The following is a 19,225-nucleotide window of genomic DNA, read 5'->3' on the forward strand; positions in this document are numbered from 1 at the left end:
TATCACTCATGAATAGTAATAAAAAATTCTTCCAAGGCGGCCAACATTGGGTTTGGTTAAATGCGGGCGCCATCAGTATTTCCATTATCATGGTAGTGGGTTTGTTGTTGTTGATCGCGGTGCGAGGTTTAAGTCATTTTTGGCCAGCTGAGGTTAAAACCTTTTCCGTGAGCAACAATGGTGTTCAGGAGCAGGTACTTGGCGAAATCCACAATTTTGAAGAAGATGTGCAAGACGGTGTTGACCGTGAGCAATACCTGATTAAAACCGGTAACCGTGATCAGTATGGCATCGACTTTAGGTGGCTTGATTTAAAAAATGTAAGCCAAGAAGCTGTTGACGAAAAAGTGTTAGTGCTTGAGCGCCGCGAATGGGGCAACCTGTACGGTTTTATCAAATCGGTTTCGATGGATGGACAGCTGGTTGAGCCTAATGGCGAGAATCTAAAGGCAATTATTGAGCGCGCTAACGATTTACATCACCAGATCCGTGAAATTGAAGCTGACGATATTGGTAGCATCAACTACGATTTAGAGCAGCTGCGTTTAGAGCAGCGCCGCCTAGAACTCGACAATGAATTAACGCCAGTTGCGCTGGCGGAGTTGGATAAGCAACGAGCCGAGTTGAATCAACAGTTTTTAGACTATCAAGGCGATCTGCAAAAGCTTTACGCCGATATTAAACGCGATTCGGCAGAGTTTGAGTTGATTGGTGGTGAGGTCAAACAGATCAATGCGTCTTTAATGGTGCGGGCTTTTCAGCCCAACCAAATGGGCTTCTTCGCCAAATTAGGACATTACTTTTCAAAAATAGGCGAGTTTATTTTCGACGAACCACGCGAAGCCAATACGGAAGGCGGAGTTTTTCCAGCAATTTTTGGTACCGTGTTAATGGTCTTGCTAATGTCGATTGTCGTGACGCCATTAGGAGTCATCGCGGCGGTGTATATGCGTGAATATGCTAAACAAGGACCGCTAACTCGAACTATCCGCATCGCGGTTAACAACTTAGCGGGTGTTCCTTCGATCGTTTACGGAGTCTTTGGTCTAGGGTTTTTCGTCTACTTCTTGGGCGGTTCGATTGATGATTTGTTTTATCCAGAAGTAAAACCTTCGCCCATGTTTGGTACTCCAGGTTTGATTTGGGCATCCTTGACTCTGGCCTTGCTGACGCTTCCGGTAGTGATCGTGTCGACCGAAGAAGGTTTGTCGCGTATTCCCAAATCGATCCGCGAAGGCAGTTTGGCTTTAGGCGCGACTAAGTTTGAAACCCTTTGGAAAACGGTACTGCCAATGGCCAGCCCTGCGATGATGACTGGTTTGATTTTAGCGGTGGCGCGGGCTGCAGGCGAGGTAGCACCCCTAATGCTAGTGGGTGTGGTTAAATTAGCGCCGACTTTGCCGCTGGATGCGAACGCACCTTTCTTACACCTTGAGCGCAAATTTATGCATCTGGGTTTCCATATTTATGACGTAGGTTTCCAAAGCCCGAACGTCGAAGCGGCTCGGCCCTTAGTGTATGCGACCGCATTACTGCTAGTTTTAATTATTATCTTATTGAATATTGCGGCGATTAAGATCCGTAATAGTTTACGCGAAAAGTATAAATCGCTTGAGCAATAGTCAACTTTAATGGTGAATGATATGACACAAGTTACTGCAACAAACCTGACTCAACAACAGACTAACCATGCTGCTATGATGAGTCCAAACAATCCTTTAGCAAATGAAAAAATTGCCATTGAAGTTGAAAAGCTTAATTTGTTCTATGGCGACAAGCAGGCGCTATACGATATTGACCTGCAAATTCCTGAAAAGAAAGTCACCGCTTTTATTGGTCCTTCGGGCTGTGGTAAATCGACTTTGTTACGCTGCTTTAACCGTATGAATGATTTGGTAGATATTGCCCGTATTCAAGGTGAAATCCGAATGAATGGACACAATATTTATCAACCAAATTTGGACGTTGCTGAGCTGCGTCGTAATGTTGGTATGGTATTTCAAAAGCCAAACCCTTTCCCGAAATCTATTTATGAAAATGTTGCTTATGGCTTACGCTTACAAGGCATTAATAAGAAGCGCACCCTAGACGAAGTGGTTGAGTGGGCATTAAAAGGTGCAGCGCTGTGGGATGAAGTCAAAGATCGTTTGCACGATAACGCGCTCGGTATGTCGGGTGGTCAGCAGCAAAGACTGTGTATCGCACGGGCGATTGCGGTACAACCCGAGGTGTTATTGCTGGATGAACCTGCTTCAGCTTTGGATCCGATTTCGACCTTGAAAATTGAAGAGTTGATTCACGACTTAAAGAAAGACTACACCATCGTGATCGTAACTCACAATATGCAACAAGCAGCGCGGGTGTCCGATTATACCGCCTTTATGTACATTGGCGATTTAGTGGAATTTGATAATACCGATAAGATTTTCACTAACCCGTCGCAAAAGAAAACCGAAGACTATATTACGGGTCGTTACGGTTAATCAGCAATAAAACATAGAGTTTAATTTAGAGGTAAATTAGCATGATGGATACAGAGCAGTTAGGTCAACATATCTCGCAACAGTTTAATGCTGATCTGGAAAATATTCGTGAAGATGTTTTAGCCATGGGTGGCCTAGTAGAAGAGCAAATGAGTAGGGCGTTAGCAGCCTTTACTAAACACGATTCTGTGCTGGCGCAAGAGGTTATTGATAATGATGATAAGGTGAATGATCTAGAAGTCAAAATTGATGATGATTGCACCAAAATTTTAGCCAAGCGCCAACCTGCGGCAGGTGATTTGCGTTTAATCATTACGGTATTAAAAACCATTACTGATTTAGAGCGTATTGGTGACGAAGCCGAAAAAATTGCACGCTTGGCAAAAACCATTGCCAATGGTAAAACCAATCCATTAGATGGTAAGTTGCATTATGGCGCTATGCTTCACTTAGGTAATCATGTGAAAACCATGTTACACGATGCCTTGGATGCGTTTGCTCGGATGGATGTGGAAACGGCTTTAAAAGTAGCCAAACTCGATAATCAGGCGGATGATGAGTATGATGCGATTTCGCGCCAATTGATCACCTATATGATGGAGGAGCCGCGGCGAATTTCAGAGGTGCTGGATTTTATGTGGTCTGCTCGTGCTTTAGAGCGAATTGGAGATCATGCTAATAATATTTGTGAGTATGTGGTCTATATGGTGCAAGGACAGGACGTTCGCCACCTGAGCTGGGATGAGATGGTACGCAAAACTCGCGAAGCTCTGTAAACTGATTAACCGGCGTTAGCGTTATTTGGTCGGATTTAGAAACTAGAGAATAATCATGAGTGCAAAAGTTTTAATCTTGGAAGATGAACGCGACATTCGAGAAATGTTGGCGTTTTGTATGGAGCAAGCGGGTTATGAAGTGGAGCAAGCGGCTACCGCTGAACGAGTGTTTGGGCTGCTTAAGGACGGCTTCCAGCCAGATTTGTTTCTAGTCGATTGGATGTTGCCTGGGGCTTCTGGTATTGAGTTTACTAAAAAGCTGAAAAAAGATCCGATAAACCAAAATTGCCCAGTGATTATGCTGACCGCGCGCGGTGAAGAAGATGATCGGGTGCAAGGCTTAGAAGCGGGTGCTGACGATTATGTGGTGAAACCTTTTTCGCCTAGAGAGTTGCTGGCTCGAGTGCAAGCCGTGCTAAGACGAACTGGAGCTATCAATAAATCGAGTGAGCAGTTGCAACATGGCGATATTTCGATCGATACAGCCGGACATCGTGTCACCATTGGTGGTCAAGAAGTTCATTTGGGGCCAACCGAATATAAAATTTTGCACTTTTTCATGAGCAACATTGGTCGTGTTTATTCGCGTAGTCAATTGTTAGATTCGGTCTGGGGTCAGCAGGTGGTGGTCGAAGAAAGAACCGTTGATGTGCATATTCGTCGGTTAAGAAAAGCTTTAGCACCGTACCAAGTGGAAAGCTATGTGCAAACGGTGCGCGGCTCTGGCTACCGTTTCTCTTCGAAATAGCGATTGCTCTGACTATGTGGAAAAATCGTTATTGGCAAACAGAGTTATGGGCACTGCTGTTTATTTTGTTTGTCACTGGTCTTATTGGCTCTTTGTTTAATAAAGCTGCGCTAGTCGTAGCTTTGGTGCTTTTGGCTTATCTGATTTGGAATCTGGTTCAGCTTTCTCGTTTGTTTCATTGGTTATTTGTCTCTAGAGCGATGTACCCGCCATCGGCGCCTGGCATTTGGGGCGAAATATTCAATCAACTCTATACCTCTCAACGCAAGCACCGCAAAGATTTAAAAAAGCTCAGTGATATCATTTCCGAGTTTCGAGAATCAACCCGCGCCCTAAAAGAAGGGGCTATGATCATCAGTAATCAAGGAGAAATTCGTTGGTTTAATAAGGCTTGTGAGCGTTTGCTTGGTTTGAAAGCGAGCACCGATATTGGACAGCGTTTATTTAACTTATTGCGCCATCCTGACTTTATCGAATACGAAGCGGCTCGTGATTATGGCAAGCCTTTGAGCTTGCCCTCGCCAGTTAATTCAGAGCTGATGTTAAGTATTGGTATTACGCCTTACAACGAAGAGCAGCGCTTGGTGATAGTACGAGATGTCACTGAGAAGCACCATTTGGAGCGGGTCCGTCAGGACTTTGTAGCCAATGTTTCGCACGAGCTACGAACCCCGCTAACGGTGATCACGGGCTATTTGGAAATGCTCGATCCTGACATTAACCCTAATCTGGAAACGGTTGCGAAACCGCTGAGTATGATGCGGCAACAAGCGCTGAATATGGGGCATTTGGTTGATGATTTATTGTTGCTATCGAAACTCGACTCTAGATCGGAGACCGGTGGTTATAAAGCCATCGACATTAATTTATTGTTGGACACTATTTGCGCGGAAGCGCGGGCTTTAAGTGCTGATAAGAAGCAGCAAATTTTATTTCACTCGCACACTAACGCCATGCTTAAGGCATCAGAAAAGCAGCTTAGAAGTGCCTTTTCTAACCTAGTATTTAACGCAGTTCGTTATACTCAAGCTGGCGGTAAAATTGATATTTACTGGCAGCAAGAGGGTGATGATTATGTGGTTAAGGTGCAAGATAATGGCCCCGGTATTGAGCCACAGCACATTCCGCGCTTGACCGAACGTTTTTATCGAGTCGACTCTGGACGTCATCGCTCTCAAGGTGGTACTGGTCTTGGCTTGGCCATTGTGAAGCATGTTTTAGAGTACCATCGAGCCAGTTTGCAGATCGAAAGCCAAGTAGGTAAAGGCAGTTGCTTTAGTTGTATTTTTCCTCAAGATCAGGTTTCCAACTAGAATAGCAAAATCTTTATTTGTTAAACCTATTGCTGGTTTAAGATTGTCACAAAAGCGTCATATTTAAGTAATCTTGTTTTCACATTCTCTCTCCATAATAAGCACGTCTTATAAATTTACTTAAAAAAATTGGAGAGTTCGTAATGAATCTATTCAAAAAAGCTGCTTTAGCAGCGGCAGTATCAACTTTTTCCATGGGCGCAAGTGTTAGCGCTGTTGCTGAGGCTAAAGTTGATGATAAGTTGCGTATCTATGAAAAAACTAGTGGTATTTCTGGCAATTTATCTTCGGTAGGATCAGACACCTTAGCTAACTTAATGACCTTATGGGCTGAAGAGTTCAAGCGCCAATATCCAAACGTCAACATTCAGATTCAAGCGGCAGGTTCTTCAACTGCGCCACCAGCTTTAACCGAAGGTACTTCAAACTTTGGCCCCATGAGCCGCAAAATGAAGGACAAGGAATTAGAAGCTTTCGAAAAGAAACACGGTTATAAACCTACGCCTATCGCGGTTGCGATTGATGCTTTGGCAGTGTATGTGCATAAAGATAACCCCATCGAAGGTTTAACCATTCCTCAAGTAGACGCTATCTTTTCTTCTACTCGCAAGTGTGGCGCGGAAAGCGATATCGCAAACTGGGAAGCTTTGGGCCTTAAAGAATTAGGCGACATTCAACTGTATGGTCGTAACTCTGTTTCGGGTACTTACGGTTATTTCAAGAAGAAAGGCTTGTGTAAAGGCGACTTTAAAAATACCGTCAATGAACAGCCAGGTTCTGCTTCGGTGGTGCAATCTATCAGCTTGTCTAAAAATGGTGTGGGCTATTCCGGTATCGGCTATATCACTTCAGGCGTCAAGGCGGTTCCATTAGCGAAAAAGCCGGGTCAAGAATTTGTTGCGGCAACCCCTGAAAATGCGGTCAACAAAAGCTACCCGCTTGGTCGCCAGCTTTATGTTTATGTTAACAAGCACCCGAACAAAGCACTTTCACCAATTGAGCTAGAGTTTTTGAAAATGGTGCTATCTAAAGTGGGTCAAGAAGTGGTGGTAAAAGATGGCTATATCCCCTTACCAGCTAAAGTGGCTGAAAAGCAGCTTAAAAAATTGATGAAGTAGTAATCTTGCAATAGTACCGCTGAAATAACTAGTCAGTTATTTCAGCAAGTAACAGGTCGTTATAAAATCCCTTTCAAGCCGGCTCATCAGAGCCGGTTTTTTATGGGCATTGCTGGCGCTATAATAGAGGTAAATTTAAACAAATAAAGCGCAAAGCTGTGTTCAGTCGAAGCCCTATTCAGCGAGTCCAATATTCGTTGTTTCAACAGTATCAAGTGACGGTTGATGTTAAGCGCGATGACCTTATCCATCCGGTTATCTCAGGTAACAAGTGGCGAAAACTTAAGTACCTGTTAGAGGATGCAGATAACAAAAATGCAAAAACCATTATCTCTATGGGCGGCAACTATTCTAATCATCTACATGCTCTAGCTTTTGCCGGCAAACATTTTGACTACAACACCATTGGCTTGGTGCGAGCCCATCCTGAGCAGGCTTTAACTCCAACCTTAGACGATTGTCAAAAGTGGGGAATGCAGTTGGAGTTTATTGATCGAACTGCCTATGCAGATTTACGCAAGCAAGTTGCTTGGGATAGTTTTAGCCATAATTATGCGAATAGTTACTGGCTCGGCGAAGGTGGCTTTAGCCCTTTAGCGATAGGTGGTGTTAGTGAGATTGGCGCGGAAGTAGAGCAACAAGCAAGCGAGTCCTATGATTATGTTTTCTGTGGTTTGGGTTCAGGCGCGACCATGATTGGACTGGCAGCCGCTTTTCCTAAAGCGCAAGTGATTGGCGTGGCAGCCTTTAAAGGTGCAGAATACCTATCAAATAAACTAGCGCAGCAGTTTCCCAAGCTAACTAATTGGCAGCTGGCTACCCAGTTTCATTGCGGCGGTTTCGCTAAATTGAATTCTGAGCTGGAGCTTTTGACAAAAGCGATTGAAGCTAATAACGATTTTCGCTTGGATAAGGTATACAACGCGAAAGTATTTTTAGCGCTGGAGTCTTTAATCAAGCAACAAGTCATTAGTGCTAATAGCCGAGTTCTAGTTATTCATACGGGTGGACTGCAGGGGAATAGAGCTATGAGCTCCAATCGTGTCTAAACTTGGCTAAATGGATTAGGTACAATCCCGCGATAAAAGGCTCTAAGCGAATGTACCTAAAGCCAGACATCAAAGTTACCGATAAACCAATGATTATGGCTAAAAAACCACAAAATACCGCTGCGTTGAAGCCCCAGTCTTGTGCGAACAGCAACCCAAACGCTGATATGCCGTAAATGACCATCAAACCAGTAATGATGATTCCCCACATAGTCAAACTGGTACCATAATAATTTAGGCCAAAGAGTTGTAAGCTAATCGGACTTTGGGTTACAGCCGAGTATGCGAAAAGACAAATTGAACCAGCCCCGAGAAGCATAAAAAGCCAGCCAAATACTTTTATCCATAAGGGTATGAGCTTTTTTCGCTTTTGCGTTGTTGAAATAGAAGGGGGGTTATTATCTTTTATTAATTTTTCCATTATTCTTCCATAAAAAAGGGTAGCATCAAGCTACCCTTAACATATCGAATCAACTAGTCTCTTTTCAATAAATCACGAATTTCAGATAATAACTCTTCTTCTTTAGAAGGTTTTGGCGGCTCGGCTGGCGCCTCTTCTTCTTTTTTCTTCATCGAGTTCATCGCTTTGACCATCGTAAAGATTGCAAAGGCAATGATAATAAAATCGATAGCGGTCTGAATAAAGTTACCATAATTTAAAGTGACAGCGGGTGTTTCTCCGACGGCTTCTTGGACGGTAAAAGATAAATCTTTAAAGTCAACGCCGCCTAATAACACTCCTAATGGAGGCATCAAGACATCATTCACAAAAGAGCTAACGATTTTACCGAAAGCGCCGCCGATAATGATACCAATCGCCATATCCATTACATTGCCTTTCATGGCAAATTCTTTAAACTCGCTCATCATACCCATGGTAGATCCCCCTCAATGTTATAAATAAATAGGTTAAAATTTGGTTGCAGGGATATAAGTATCATATTTATGATGGTTTTAGCAAACTAGTAGGAGTCATTTATGCATAAATTTACTTTTCCGCTGTTATCCTTTTTTCTTTTAGCCGCTTGTCAGTCGACAGCGCCCAATAAACAGCTGATTAATAGTGTGCAGCACCAATGGTTCTATGATAATTGGAATCTTTCCCAAGCTGTGAAAGTCGGAAATCAGCTGTGGTTGTCCGGTCAGGTCGGTACTGACCCGAAAACTGGCCAGGCTCCTGAGTCGCTAGAAGCTGCAGGCCGAATTAATTTTCCAGAAAATTGAACGTATTTTGCAAGACTCCGGCGCGAGTATGGCGGATATCGTAGATATCACTAGTTACCATATTGATATTAGCCAAATTGGACAGGTTGCTAAAGTTAAAAAGCGCTTCATTCCGCAAAACCATCCCGCTTGGACAGCGGTTGGTGTTTCGGGATTGGTTAGGCCGGAAATGTTACTCGAGATCAAGGTTGTAGCCGTGATAGGAGCTGGAACAGCGAATCGATAAAGGCTAAAAAAATATGCTATGATTCATTGAAATTTATCGAGAGGCTAGTATGAAAAATGGTTTAGAGTGGATAGCCGAATATAGCGAAAGCCACCGGCATCCGACTAATAAATTGCTACACTGGATTTGCGTTCCGGCCATTATGTGGACGGTGATTGCCTTTTTATGGATCATTCCGGTCCCAGAGTTTATGCAGCAACTTGCGCTAAGCTTTGAGTTAGACCCTTGGCTTAATTGGGCGACCATTTTTATGGCTATCGCGATGCTTTTTTATATTAGTTTTGGTGTTAAAATCTTTGTAGCCATGCTGCTGATGGCGCTTTTCATGCTATGGTTCACCGCTTGGCTGGAACAAAACGTATCCGTAGCCGTATGGCAAATTGCTCTGACGGTATTTGTGATTGCTTGGATAGGTCAGTTTATTGGCCATCATATCGAAGGTAAAAAGCCATCTTTTTTCAAAGATCTGCAGTTCCTGTTAGTAGGACCTGCATGGGAACTCAATTATTTTTTTCGTAAAATCGGATTTATTAAATAAACAATTAAAAATTTTCTGTTAAGGGGAATTCAATGGCAATTTCTGAAACTACTGAGAAAGTAGCTTTAATCCAATCGGATGCGGTCGCCTTTGGCGTGATTATGGCGGTGTTAGGCTTAATCTTTTTTACCTCAAGTCGTAAACAAGGCTTTTGGCACAGTTTTTATAAGCATATCCCAGCTTTATTGTTATGTTATTTTGTACCGGGTTTGCTTAATACAGTGTTTTGGGATGACTTTCGTTTGTTTGATCCATCTAGTCAGACTAACATTTACTATATAGCTTCTAGGTTTCTACTACCAGCCGCATTGTTTTTACTAACCTTAAGCATAGATTTTAAGAAAATTATTGGGCTTGGTTGGCGAGCTGTTGCAATGTTTTTTGCTGGAACAGTCGGTGTAGTTATAGGAGGCCCTTTAGCCGTATTATTTTTCGCGTTTGTTGCTCCTGAATGGGTGGGGATAGGAGTTGATGCGCCTAAAGGAGAAGAAATTTGGGCGGGTTTAGCCACGGTTGCCGGCAGCTGGATTGGTGGCGGGGCTAACCAAGGTGCTATGCAAGTATTGTATGATGTCAGTAAAGATCTGTTTACTGCAATGGCTGTGATGGATGTTTTGGTGGCTGAGATTTGGATGGTGATTTTACTGTTCTTAATTAAGAAATCCGATTCCGTTGATCACTGGTTAAAAGCGGATAACTCCAGTATTGAAGAACTAAAAGTTACGGTTGAAAAATATACCAAAGAAAATGAAAAAATTCCGACCTTAACGGATTATATGATGATTTTAGGCTTAGGTTTTGGGGTGGTTGCTTTGTCACATACGGTTGGTAATTTTATGCCTGACTTTTTGAAAGGGTTTACCTCAAAAGGTGAGACATTATTTAAGTTTTTTACAAACGTTGGAATGTTGAGTTCTTTCTTTTGGATGATAATTACCGCTACCATAGCTGCGTTGTATTTATCGACTACTAAGGCTAGAACATTAGATCACGTAGGAGCATCGAAGATTGGTTCGGTATTTATTTATGTGTTAGTTGCTGCTATTGGCATGGGTATGGATTTAACTAAAATCCCTGAATACTATGAAATTTTCTTGATTGGTTTGTTATGGATGATTATCCATGTCGCAATCTTGTTTATTGTGGCCAAGCTGATTAAAGCGCCGTATTTCTTTGTGGCGGTAGGCTCCAAAGCAAATATTGGTGGCGCTGCCTCAGCGCCGGTAGTAGCTTCGGCTTTCCACCCGTCACTCGCGCCGGTTGGTGTTTTGTTAGCTATTTTGGGTTATGCGGTCGGCTCGGTTGGCGCTATCGCCACAGCGATTATGATGCGCGCTGTTGTCGGTGGTTAGTGCTCAAATTGTTATAAAAAAAGCGGCAAAAGCCGCTTTTTTTATTGCTACTGTTTAGGGAGAAAATTTTCCGCCAGCATACAGCGAGCGCTTCCGCCGCCAATGCTTTCAATGGTGTTGATAGGGCAAGGCACCAGCTTGCCATGCAGTTTTAGTAACTCTTTTTGCGCTTTGCTAAAGCCCTGATAAGCAGAGTCAGACATTACAATAATCAATTCGCCGCGGCTATTCCTGAGTTGTAAAATATTAGCGCAGAAGTGTTTTTCCGTTTGTTCGAACGTCAAATCAATAATCTGTTTATGGGCCACTTTAAGCTGTGATAAGACTTTTTGACGGTCAGTTTCAGCAATCGCTTCACTGCACACCACGGCAAAAGCTTCGCCAATACTGAGCATCACATTACTATGATAAAAAGGTTTACCGCTGGAACTTTGTGTGTGGAAAGCGATTGGTTGATAACTCGATTTTTTGCAAAAGTCAGTGAATAGCTGTTGGTCGCAGCGATCCGAAATGGCGGCGTAAGCAATGCTATGCTTGTGGTCAAAAATAATAGAGCCGGTACCTTCCAATGCTTTGGAGCGGGAAGTGAGATCTTGGTTGCTTTTGACTAGGTAGCCGTGACTTTGCGCCAATTGCGTTAATTCTTGCGGCCGTACTTCTGCTTGTCGATTGGCAGTTTTCATGGGATACAAAGTCAGCTGCCCTTGTCGATTGGTGGAGAACCAATTGTTGGGAAAGACAGCGTCAGGCAACTCAGGGGTATCGGCGCTTTTGCCAAGAACCAGCACTTCAATAAAATTATCCCGCAGAATGTTGACCATGTGATTAAATTCTGCCATCGCATCTTCACGCACCAATGACGGCGTTAGCTCACTGGTGTTTTGAAATTCGTTATCTTGTCCCGTTTGCTCGTTGAAGCAAAAATCTTGCGGCGGAACCATAAAAACCGAGTAGGTAGTGTGAGACTGCGGCATAAGCGGTTAAGGTAAAGTTTTTTGCAAGATAAAAAAAAGGCTTGCAACATGCAAGCCATATTTATTAGCAATCTGAACATAAAACCAAATGGGGGTAGGTATATCAACAATGTCAGTTTCGCTAATTAAGGAGTCAATCTATGAAAAAACTACTTTACTAACTACAAGAAAATCCATTTTCAGGGACAAAACTCAAAATTAGTCTCAAATTCTTGATAAAGTTCCAAAGAATCAATGTTTGATTAAAAAACTTTATAAAGCATTTGATCTTTTAGGCCTAACTTTGTCAAAATGGCATTTATTTAATGCATAAAAGACTTAGTTAGTCTATATTAGAGAAATCTTATAGTCTTTAAATATCAATGCGTTATAGCAAGCAAATATTTAAATTAAGATTTCCGCCTAAAACTTAGTGCAAATTTTAACCAGTGGTTTGATGAGTTTCAAACGATTTATTTTAATGCGTAGGATTAGAAAAACTAATGACTTGAAGGACGGTAAAGACTATGCCTAGAAAACTTCCACCGCTCAATAGCTTACGTGCCTTTGAAGTTGCTGCGCGTCATTTAAGCTTCACTAAAGCTGCCGAGGAGTTGTTTGTAACTCAGGCGGCTATCAGCCATCAAATTAAAGCACTGGAAGAATTTCTTGGGGTACAGCTTTTTATTCGCCGTAACCGAAAGTTATTGCTTACTGACGAAGGTCAGTTGTATTGGCCTAAAATTCGAGACGTTTTTGAAAAGCTGGTTAATGCCACCGAGCAGGTCAAAGCCAAAGGTGCGACCGGCTCTTTAACCGTCAGCGTAATTCCTACTTTCGCCACTCTATGGTTAGTTCCGCGATTAGCAGAATTTAACGAGCTTTATCCAGATATTGACGTTCGGATCAAAGCTTCAGATACTGAAGTCGACTTTGTTCGCGAGGATGTAGACGTTGCGATTTATTATGGCAAGGGCGAGTATGATGGACTTATCTCAGATCGTTTGTTTGAAGAACATTTAACCCCTGTTTGTGCAGCCCAGTTATTGGATAAAAAGCCCTTGCAGACACCGGAAGATCTAAAAAATCATACCTTGCTTCACGATATCTCCACCGACGAGTGGCGTATTTGGTTAAAACATGCCGATATAGCTGGAATTGATTTAGAACATGGCCCTGTATTTAGCCATTCGGGTATGGTGCTACAAGCTGCTCGGCATGGCCAAGGGGTTGCTATGGGGCATAGCGTGTTAACCGAAATGGATCTGGAATCAGGTCGTTTAATTGCGCCTTTTGATATAGTGGTGGATAGCGGTTTTTCTTACGACTTGGTCTGTCCAGAAAATTCTCATGACAGACCCAAAATTGTGGCCTTTAGGGAATGGCTACTGTCAAAAGTTAACGACGACTCCGAAGACGAAATCTTTTATTAAAATTTCTTATGCTGTAGCAAGAGAGTCATCGCTAAAGATTCTCTGTCCCGCAGCGCTAGTTTCAACCGTTGCTAGCAAACTAATTTATTATAAGCTGCGGCCAAGCCGCAGGGCCATCTGATGTTAAGGTGCTTTTAATCCGCATTGAAATAATCGCGGGTGCCGTGCGCTTCGATCGCTTGGCCAATTCGACGCATTGCAACCGTATAAGCTGCATTACGCATACTGCGTTTTTCTGCTTTAGCCAAATCCCAAATGTCATTGAAAGCTTTGGACATAATTTTACCTAAGCGCTCATGCACATCTTGCAGCTCCCAAGCATAGCCTGAGCGATTTTGAACCCACTCAAAGTAAGACACGGTGACCCCACCAGCATTGGCTAAGACATCAGGGATCACATGAATTCCTTTCTCATGCAGTATGTCATCGACATCGGAAAGTACGGGGCCATTCGCTACTTCGACAATATAATTGGCCTTGATATTGTCAATATTATGCTTCCCAATTACGCCATCGAGTGCTGCTGGTATTAATATATCAACGTCTAGTTCTAGTAACTCTGCATTGCTCAAGATCTGATGTTCGACTTGCTCACATACCGAGTGGTTGCAATAAACCGCGCGAACTTGACGTGAGCGTTGTTTTTCTTCATAGATACTGGGTACATCAAAACCGTTTTGCGAGAAAATACCGCCTTTGGAGTCACTAATCGCCACTACCTTGTAACCGCGTTCATGTAACAATCGCGCAGCATGATAGCCGCCATTGCCAAAGCCCTGTACTGCCACGCTAATATCCGAAGGGATCCAATTGTGTTTTTGCTCCAGCTCCAAAATACACAAATAGGCTCCGCGGCCAGTCGCATCATCACGCCCTAAGCTGCCGCCAAGGCTAATGGGTTTGCCAGTAATAACGCCAGGTGCTTTTTTACGAGTGATGGCTTCATATTCATCCATCATCCAGCCCATAATTCGTTCGTTGGTGTAAACGTCTGGCGCAGGAATATCCCGCTCAGGACTGATAACGTCCGCCATTTGGCGCACATAAGAGCGTGATAAGCGTTCTAGCTCCATGCGCGATAGTTTTTTCGGATCGACCGTGACGCCGCCTTTGCCACCGCCATAGGGCAAGCCAACCACAGCGCACTTGATACTCATCCATAAGGCTAGAGCTTGAACTTCGGGTAAATTCACATCTGGGTGAAAACGAATGCCGCCTTTGGTTGGGCCAAGCGCATTGTTATAACGACAGCGATAGCCAGTAAAGTAATGAGTGGAGCCATCATCCATTCGTACCGGCAAAGAGGCTGTCATGGTGCGCATCGGGTGCATTAAGGATTCAATAACTTCGGGGCTTACCTTGGCGCTTTCGCCAATTGTTCTAACGCGAGTAAGTGCGTCTTGGAAAATGCTGTCTGACATGGAGTACCTTTTTTCTTATTAAAAGTTTAGTAATTATCAAAATTGCAACTTTTATAGCAGATGCTTTGGTAAGAAGGAAATTGCTAGGCTGAATTTGGCCAGTGGTCGGAGCAATTGATTTAAGGTATAAATAGCTGAATAAGGTTAATCGGAATTGATTATGAGTTTATCGGGCAAAACCGTTTGGATCACAGGCGCCTCTTCCGGAATTGGCGAAGCTTTGGCTTATCATTGCGCCGACTTAGGCGCTAACTTGATTTTATCAGCTAGACGAGAAGAAGAGTTGCAAAGAGTATTGAATCAATGCAGCCACTCGGATAAACATCGCTTGCTGGCGCTGGATTTAGCGGACAACCAAGATTTTACAGCCTTGGTTAAGGAGCAAGTGAAACTAGCTGGCGGCATCGATCTTTTGATCAATAATGCTGGAATAAGTTTAAGGGCTTTGGTCGCGGATACTTCGATCGAGGTGCATCGACGAATTATGGAAGTCAATTATTTTGGCACCGTGGCTTTAACCCAAGCTTTACTGCCACACCTGTTAGCGCAGGGAACAGGTGGCGTTATCACGGTTAGCAGTTTGGTGGGGAAGTTTACCACACCCTTACGTTCTGCCTACGCTGCGTCTAAACATGCGATTACGGCATATATGGATAGTTTGAGAGCGGAACTAGGCGATCGCGGACTACAATTTACTAGTATCTATCCGGGTTTTATTAAAACTAACCTGACCTATAAAGCTTTGTTAGCTGATGGTCGCGAGCAAAATAGCATGGATGAGGCACAGCAAAACGGCATGGCTCCAGAGGTGTGCGCGCAAAAAATGATTGCGGCTTACCTTAGCGGTAAAGATGAAGCTTATATTGGTGGCAAAGAGACCAATGCCATCTATCTGAAGCGCTTTTTCCCAAAACTGTTTGCGCGGCTTATTCGCAAAGCTAAAGTGACCTAAAGCCTTTCGGTAACTGAGTGCTATTACTCAGAGCCATTAACGTCACTATATGTGGATCTTGCCTTTTTGCGCAGCTTTTCCTTGCACTAGAATGGCATCGGCTTTGGAAACCAACTCATCCACATCAATAGTATCGTCGGGATCGGAAACCCAAGCGCCAATGGTTAAGGAAACCGTTATCGATTCGTCACCTTTGAGCTTAATGGGTTTGGCCGTTACACCTTCTTGAATGCGCTTTAGTAGGCGAATACCATCGGCTTCATCTTGCACCATCGCTAGCATGCAAAACTCATCGCCACCATAGCGAGAGAGTAGGTCAAACTCTCGAAGTTCTGAGCGAATTCGACGCACAAGTTCGCGCAAAACCTGATCTCCAGAGACATGCGTATATTGATCGTTGATTTGTTTAAAATCGTCGATATCCATAAGCGCAATCAGTAAAGGTTTTCCTAGGCGTTGGCTGCGCGGAACCTCTTCTGATAAACGTTCCATAAAGGCTGAGCGCCGTAAAGCATCCGTTAAATAATCGTAGGTGGCATGGCGGTAATAGAGCCAATGGCGGTGTGTTAGAATTAAACTAATGGTAATAAACAATGCCATGATGGAAATTGGTGAAATCATGCCGGCAATACCTTTAAAGAAGAGTGGCAAAATGTGCAAATCAATCATTATGTCGATAATAACAGTAACCAGATGGATCAAAACCACCAGCGCCATAGTTTTGGCATACGGCATTCTTTCTTTGATAGAGCGGTAAAACAGATAAATATACAACGGAATAAATAATCCAATCCCTAAAATATCCAGCAAGATCACCTGATGGTACATATAATCTAGCGGTAGTAGGATTAGGCTGATAAGACTGGTGATTGCGACAAGGATCAAAATGGCATTTAGCCACCACTTGCGTTGGTAACGAAAAAATTCTGCAATAAATAAGCAGAAAACAATGGTCATTAAGCCGAAAATAAAAACATTAACCCGGAATAAAATATTAATGCTTAGGCCTGAATGTAAAGCCGCTTGAGTGTAAGTAAAAATATAGCCAGCATAACAAAAAGCCAGCAAGGCAAAATAGAGGTGTTCTTTGTGATCCCTTTGCGCAAAATAGTAAAACAATTGCAGCAAAAAAATCAGTAAGAAAATACCGATATAAAACATCATCGAACTGTCGGGCGTGCGCATTCGGTGCGCTAGACTTTCGGCAGTATCTAGAGTCGGAGCCTGGTTAATAATGCCGCCAAAGCGGGCATGATTAAAGACTTTAATTTCAATGGTATTGAGGGAGTTTGTTTGTAATAAATGGCCAGGAATAAAGTAGTAGCGAGAATAAAGAGTGGCTTTTTTAAAATCATTTGGCAGCTGACCAGTTGTGCCCACTTTAATGCCGTTTATATAAAATTCATCGCTATCCCGTAAATGTTTAATGTAGACCCCCAAGGATTGTTTGGATAAGTCTTCTGAGATTTGAAACTGATTACGATAAAAAATATAGCCATCAAAATCTGGGAATTGCTTTTCAATTTTTTCAGGTAGGGTAACCGAGCGGCAGTCCAGAGAGTCGACTAAGGTTTTTTGAACACAGGCTTGCCAGTTATTATCTAAGGTATAGGGAAGTTGATTGATTGCATGAGGCTGCGCCAGTAACAGCTTTGAGGCCATTAACATGACTAACATAAAGCCAAGCTTTAAACTGGGTCGTAAAACTGTCCGCATAGTGACTCCTCCTAGCCATAATCCTACTGATAAAAATCAAACAAATCAAAATCTTAGCGAATTTAGAACTAGGTAATTACGAGCATAAAAAAACCGGCTAGGATTTGAGCCGGTTTTAATAAGTTTGGACCGCGGGTTAAACGGACGAAATTTATTGGCGATCCTTATCACGAATAGCCTTAAACTCAGTGCCTTGATACCAGTTCGGATATTGATCATCGATACTCAGTTTATAGCCTGCTTCGAATAAGATTTTGACGTCTTGCATTGCCGCTGGCCAATTCCAATCTTCCTGATACTCGTCACACAACTGGTGATAGCATTTGCCGCGCATCGCATTCCACTTCGCTGCGGCTGCTTTATCCGCTTCCACAAAGTCAGAGCCACCGCCAGCAAAAATAGCAGGAACGCCTTTTTTGGCTAAGCTAAAGTGATCGGAGCGATAATAGCCACCGCGGCTTGGATCGGCTTCGACTTTAGTTACCCGGTTTTGGCGTTTGGCAGCATCAGTAACATACTGCTCTAGCTCGGATTTACCAAAGCCAACTACGGTTAAATCATTGACTCGACCGCTTACGTTCATACTGTCGATATTAAAAGCGCCGACGATGTTGTTGGTAGCAACGGTGGGATTGGCTGCAAAATATTTAGAGCCTAATAAACCTTGCTCTTCGGCGGTTACCGCCATGAAAGTCACCGAACGCTTTGGCTTTACATTAACTTCGGTAAAAGCTTTAGCAATACTGATGATCCCAGCAATACCGGTAGCATTATCGATTGCCCCGTTGAAGATTTGATCGCCTTCAAAATGCGCTTTTTGTCCCAAGTGATCCCAATGCCCCATGTAAACCACATGCTCTTGTGGCACTTCGCTACCTTTTAAAGTGGCGATAACGTTGGCTGACTCAGAATGCTTTATGGTATTGCTAAAATTCACCGAAGCGGTTTGGTTAAGTTCAACTGGCTTAAAGTCGCGAGTCAGTGCTTTGGCCTGTTCTTGCTCGAAATCCAAACCAGCAGCCTTGAACAAGGCTTTGGCTTTATCCAAGGTGATCCAGCCTTCCACATCAGGTTTTGGCTCATCGCCTGCATCGGCTAACTGGTACTGCGCGCCCGACCAGCTGTTTGAAACCACACCCCAACCATAAGAGGCTGGCGCAGTGTCGTGCACAATGATGGCACCAGCTGCCCCTTGGCGGCCAGCTTCTTCGTATTTATAGGTCCAGCGGCCATAGTAAGTCATGGTACGGCCTTGGAATAATTCAGGATCTTCGGTCATAAAACCAGGATCATTAACTAAAATTACCGCAGTTTTGCCCTTCATGTCGATCCCAGCATAGTCATTCCAGCCGTATTCTGGCGCGACGACACCATAACCCACAAAGACTAATTCGGAGTCTTTAAGCTCAACGCTTTCAACCGATTTACTGGTGCCTGCCACAAACTCATCGAAATACTTGAGTTTGGCGTCACCTAGCGTCAATTCCATATTGGGATCGGCTTCGATGCTGATTAAAGGAACCTGTTGAAAATAGCTGTCGCCGTTACCGGGCTTTAGCCCCATTTGTTTAAATTGCTCGGCGATAAAGTCGGTGGTTTTCTTACCACCTTCGGTCGCGGGCTCTCGGCCGGTGAAGTCATCGGAAGCTAATATTTTGACGTTTTGCTTATAAGTGGCAAGATCGAAACTATCGTAAACTTGCGCAAAGTTATCGTTAATAGGCGCTGCTTGCGGTTTTTCAGCTTGTTGTTTTTCAACCGGGGCCGCTTTCTCGGCGCTGGTTTTGTTATCGCCAGAGTCGCAAGCGCTAAGCAGCAATAAACTGCTCAAAGCTAAGCTGGCACTGGTAAAATTACGCGTTTTTTTCATAGGAACTCTCGCAATTTGGAAATGTTATTGACGAAATAGAGCAACTATCTTAC

General features: G+C 43.4%; 19 protein-coding genes. 13 read left to right on the plus strand and 6 right to left on the minus strand.

What is annotated here, in order from left to right; all coding sequences use genetic code 11:
• Positions 1–8: 8 nt before the first annotated feature.
• The 7 genes from pstA to NFS34_RS06720 all read left to right on the plus strand — a co-directional run bounded on the left by pstA (position 9) and on the right by NFS34_RS06720 (position 7,487).
• On the plus strand, positions 9–1,622 hold the full coding sequence (gene pstA, locus NFS34_RS06690; RefSeq protein WP_251359165.1) for a phosphate ABC transporter permease PstA: 1,614 nt from the start codon (positions 9–11) through the stop codon (positions 1,620–1,622).
• 75 nt (positions 1,623–1,697) lie between these two features.
• The gene (pstB, locus tag NFS34_RS06695) at positions 1,698–2,483 is read left to right on the plus strand and encodes a phosphate ABC transporter ATP-binding protein PstB (protein WP_251360299.1); all 786 of its coding nucleotides are present in this window, start codon (positions 1,698–1,700) and stop codon (positions 2,481–2,483) included.
• A 41-nt stretch (positions 2,484–2,524) separates the two neighbouring features.
• Entirely contained in the window at positions 2,525–3,259 is a 735-nt protein-coding gene (phoU, locus tag NFS34_RS06700; protein ID WP_251359166.1) for a phosphate signaling complex protein PhoU, read from the plus strand.
• Between the two features lie 55 nt (positions 3,260–3,314).
• Entirely contained in the window at positions 3,315–4,007 is a 693-nt protein-coding gene (gene phoB / locus NFS34_RS06705) for a phosphate regulon transcriptional regulator PhoB (protein WP_251359167.1), read from the plus strand.
• A 14-nt stretch (positions 4,008–4,021) separates the two neighbouring features.
• Positions 4,022–5,320 (plus strand): phosphate regulon sensor histidine kinase PhoR, encoded by a 1,299-nt coding sequence (gene phoR, locus NFS34_RS06710; RefSeq protein WP_251359168.1) that lies wholly within the window; start codon positions 4,022–4,024, stop codon positions 5,318–5,320.
• Positions 5,321–5,463: 143 nt separating this feature from the next.
• Complete coding sequence (locus NFS34_RS06715) at positions 5,464–6,438, plus strand: PstS family phosphate ABC transporter substrate-binding protein (RefSeq protein WP_251359169.1); 975 nt, start codon at positions 5,464–5,466, stop codon at positions 6,436–6,438.
• A 158-nt stretch (positions 6,439–6,596) separates the two neighbouring features.
• Complete coding sequence (locus tag NFS34_RS06720) at positions 6,597–7,487, plus strand: 1-aminocyclopropane-1-carboxylate deaminase/D-cysteine desulfhydrase (protein ID WP_251359170.1); 891 nt, start codon at positions 6,597–6,599, stop codon at positions 7,485–7,487.
• On the opposite strand, the gene NFS34_RS06725 is transcribed toward NFS34_RS06720, so the two are convergent.
• Positions 7,465–7,698 carry a hypothetical protein gene (locus tag NFS34_RS06725; RefSeq protein ID WP_251359171.1) on the minus strand — a complete coding sequence of 78 codons (234 nt, stop codon included), beginning with the start codon at positions 7,696–7,698 and terminating at the stop codon, positions 7,465–7,467. The two genes, NFS34_RS06720 and NFS34_RS06725, sit on opposite strands and share 23 nt — an antisense overlap.
• 263 nt (positions 7,699–7,961) lie before the next feature.
• Positions 7,962–8,363: a large-conductance mechanosensitive channel protein MscL gene (mscL, locus tag NFS34_RS06730; RefSeq protein ID WP_251359172.1), complete on the minus strand. Its 402-nt coding sequence runs from the start codon at positions 8,361–8,363 to the stop codon at positions 7,962–7,964.
• Between the two features lie 102 nt (positions 8,364–8,465).
• Between mscL and NFS34_RS06735 the strand changes: the two genes are divergently transcribed.
• The 4 genes from NFS34_RS06735 to NFS34_RS06750 are packed head-to-tail and all read left to right on the plus strand — an operon-like array spanning position 8,466 to position 10,827.
• On the plus strand, positions 8,466–8,711 hold the full coding sequence (locus NFS34_RS06735) for a RidA family protein (RefSeq protein WP_251359173.1): 246 nt from the start codon (positions 8,466–8,468) through the stop codon (positions 8,709–8,711).
• A gap of 28 nt (positions 8,712–8,739) precedes the next feature.
• On the plus strand, positions 8,740–8,937 hold the full coding sequence (locus tag NFS34_RS06740) for a Rid family hydrolase (RefSeq protein WP_251359174.1): 198 nt from the start codon (positions 8,740–8,742) through the stop codon (positions 8,935–8,937).
• 49 nt (positions 8,938–8,986) lie between these two features.
• Positions 8,987–9,475, plus strand: a complete 489-nt coding sequence (locus NFS34_RS06745; protein WP_251359175.1) for a DUF962 domain-containing protein — start codon at positions 8,987–8,989, stop codon at positions 9,473–9,475.
• A 32-nt stretch (positions 9,476–9,507) separates the two neighbouring features.
• On the plus strand, positions 9,508–10,827 hold the full coding sequence (locus NFS34_RS06750; protein ID WP_251359176.1) for a DUF819 domain-containing protein: 1,320 nt from the start codon (positions 9,508–9,510) through the stop codon (positions 10,825–10,827).
• Positions 10,828–10,874: 47 nt separating this feature from the next.
• On the opposite strand, the gene NFS34_RS06755 is transcribed toward NFS34_RS06750, so the two are convergent.
• Positions 10,875–11,801: an arginine deiminase-related protein gene (locus NFS34_RS06755; protein WP_251359177.1), complete on the minus strand. Its 927-nt coding sequence runs from the start codon at positions 11,799–11,801 to the stop codon at positions 10,875–10,877.
• A 506-nt stretch (positions 11,802–12,307) separates the two neighbouring features.
• On the opposite strand from NFS34_RS06755, the gene NFS34_RS06760 reads away from it, so the two are divergent.
• Complete coding sequence (locus NFS34_RS06760; protein WP_251359178.1) at positions 12,308–13,213, plus strand: transcriptional regulator GcvA; 906 nt, start codon at positions 12,308–12,310, stop codon at positions 13,211–13,213.
• A gap of 134 nt (positions 13,214–13,347) precedes the next feature.
• Here the strand turns inward: NFS34_RS06760 and NFS34_RS06765 are convergent, their stop codons facing one another.
• Entirely contained in the window at positions 13,348–14,634 is a 1,287-nt protein-coding gene (locus tag NFS34_RS06765; protein WP_251359179.1) for a Glu/Leu/Phe/Val dehydrogenase, read from the minus strand.
• Positions 14,635–14,794: 160 nt separating this feature from the next.
• Between NFS34_RS06765 and NFS34_RS06770 the strand changes: the two genes are divergently transcribed.
• Entirely contained in the window at positions 14,795–15,586 is a 792-nt protein-coding gene (locus NFS34_RS06770) for an SDR family oxidoreductase (protein ID WP_251359180.1), read from the plus strand.
• A 45-nt stretch (positions 15,587–15,631) separates the two neighbouring features.
• On the opposite strand, the gene NFS34_RS06775 is transcribed toward NFS34_RS06770, so the two are convergent.
• Positions 15,632–17,302, minus strand: a complete 1,671-nt coding sequence (locus tag NFS34_RS06775; protein ID WP_251359181.1) for a diguanylate cyclase — start codon at positions 17,300–17,302, stop codon at positions 15,632–15,634.
• Positions 17,303–17,453: 151 nt separating this feature from the next.
• Entirely contained in the window at positions 17,454–19,172 is a 1,719-nt protein-coding gene (locus NFS34_RS06780; protein ID WP_251359182.1) for a M28 family metallopeptidase, read from the minus strand.
• Between the last annotated feature and the right edge of the window lie 53 nt (positions 19,173–19,225).

Source organism: Kangiella sp. TOML190 (genome assembly GCF_023706045.1).
Lineage (GTDB): Bacteria > Pseudomonadota > Gammaproteobacteria > Enterobacterales > Kangiellaceae > Kangiella.

Coding starts and splice junctions, on each gene's coding strand:
- pstA (WP_251359165.1), top strand. CDS start 9: ATGAATAGTAATAAAAAATTCTTCCAAGGCGGCCAACATTGGGTTTGG.
- pstB (WP_251360299.1), top strand. CDS start 1,698: ATGATGAGTCCAAACAATCCTTTAGCAAATGAAAAAATTGCCATTGAA.
- phoU (WP_251359166.1), top strand. CDS start 2,525: ATGATGGATACAGAGCAGTTAGGTCAACATATCTCGCAACAGTTTAAT.
- phoB (WP_251359167.1), top strand. CDS start 3,315: ATGAGTGCAAAAGTTTTAATCTTGGAAGATGAACGCGACATTCGAGAA.
- phoR (WP_251359168.1), top strand. CDS start 4,022: ATGTGGAAAAATCGTTATTGGCAAACAGAGTTATGGGCACTGCTGTTT.
- NFS34_RS06715 (WP_251359169.1), top strand. CDS start 5,464: ATGAATCTATTCAAAAAAGCTGCTTTAGCAGCGGCAGTATCAACTTTT.
- NFS34_RS06725 (WP_251359171.1), bottom strand. CDS start 7,698: ATGTGGGGAATCATCATTACTGGTTTGATGGTCATTTACGGCATATCA.
- mscL (WP_251359172.1), bottom strand. CDS start 8,363: ATGGGTATGATGAGCGAGTTTAAAGAATTTGCCATGAAAGGCAATGTA.
- NFS34_RS06735 (WP_251359173.1), top strand. CDS start 8,466: ATGCATAAATTTACTTTTCCGCTGTTATCCTTTTTTCTTTTAGCCGCT.
- NFS34_RS06740 (WP_251359174.1), top strand. CDS start 8,740: ATGGCGGATATCGTAGATATCACTAGTTACCATATTGATATTAGCCAA.
- NFS34_RS06745 (WP_251359175.1), top strand. CDS start 8,987: ATGAAAAATGGTTTAGAGTGGATAGCCGAATATAGCGAAAGCCACCGG.
- NFS34_RS06750 (WP_251359176.1), top strand. CDS start 9,508: ATGGCAATTTCTGAAACTACTGAGAAAGTAGCTTTAATCCAATCGGAT.
- NFS34_RS06755 (WP_251359177.1), bottom strand. CDS start 11,801: ATGCCGCAGTCTCACACTACCTACTCGGTTTTTATGGTTCCGCCGCAA.
- NFS34_RS06760 (WP_251359178.1), top strand. CDS start 12,308: ATGCCTAGAAAACTTCCACCGCTCAATAGCTTACGTGCCTTTGAAGTT.
- NFS34_RS06765 (WP_251359179.1), bottom strand. CDS start 14,634: ATGTCAGACAGCATTTTCCAAGACGCACTTACTCGCGTTAGAACAATT.
- NFS34_RS06770 (WP_251359180.1), top strand. CDS start 14,795: ATGAGTTTATCGGGCAAAACCGTTTGGATCACAGGCGCCTCTTCCGGA.
- NFS34_RS06775 (WP_251359181.1), bottom strand. CDS start 17,302: ATGCGGACAGTTTTACGACCCAGTTTAAAGCTTGGCTTTATGTTAGTC.
- NFS34_RS06780 (WP_251359182.1), bottom strand. CDS start 19,172: ATGAAAAAAACGCGTAATTTTACCAGTGCCAGCTTAGCTTTGAGCAGT.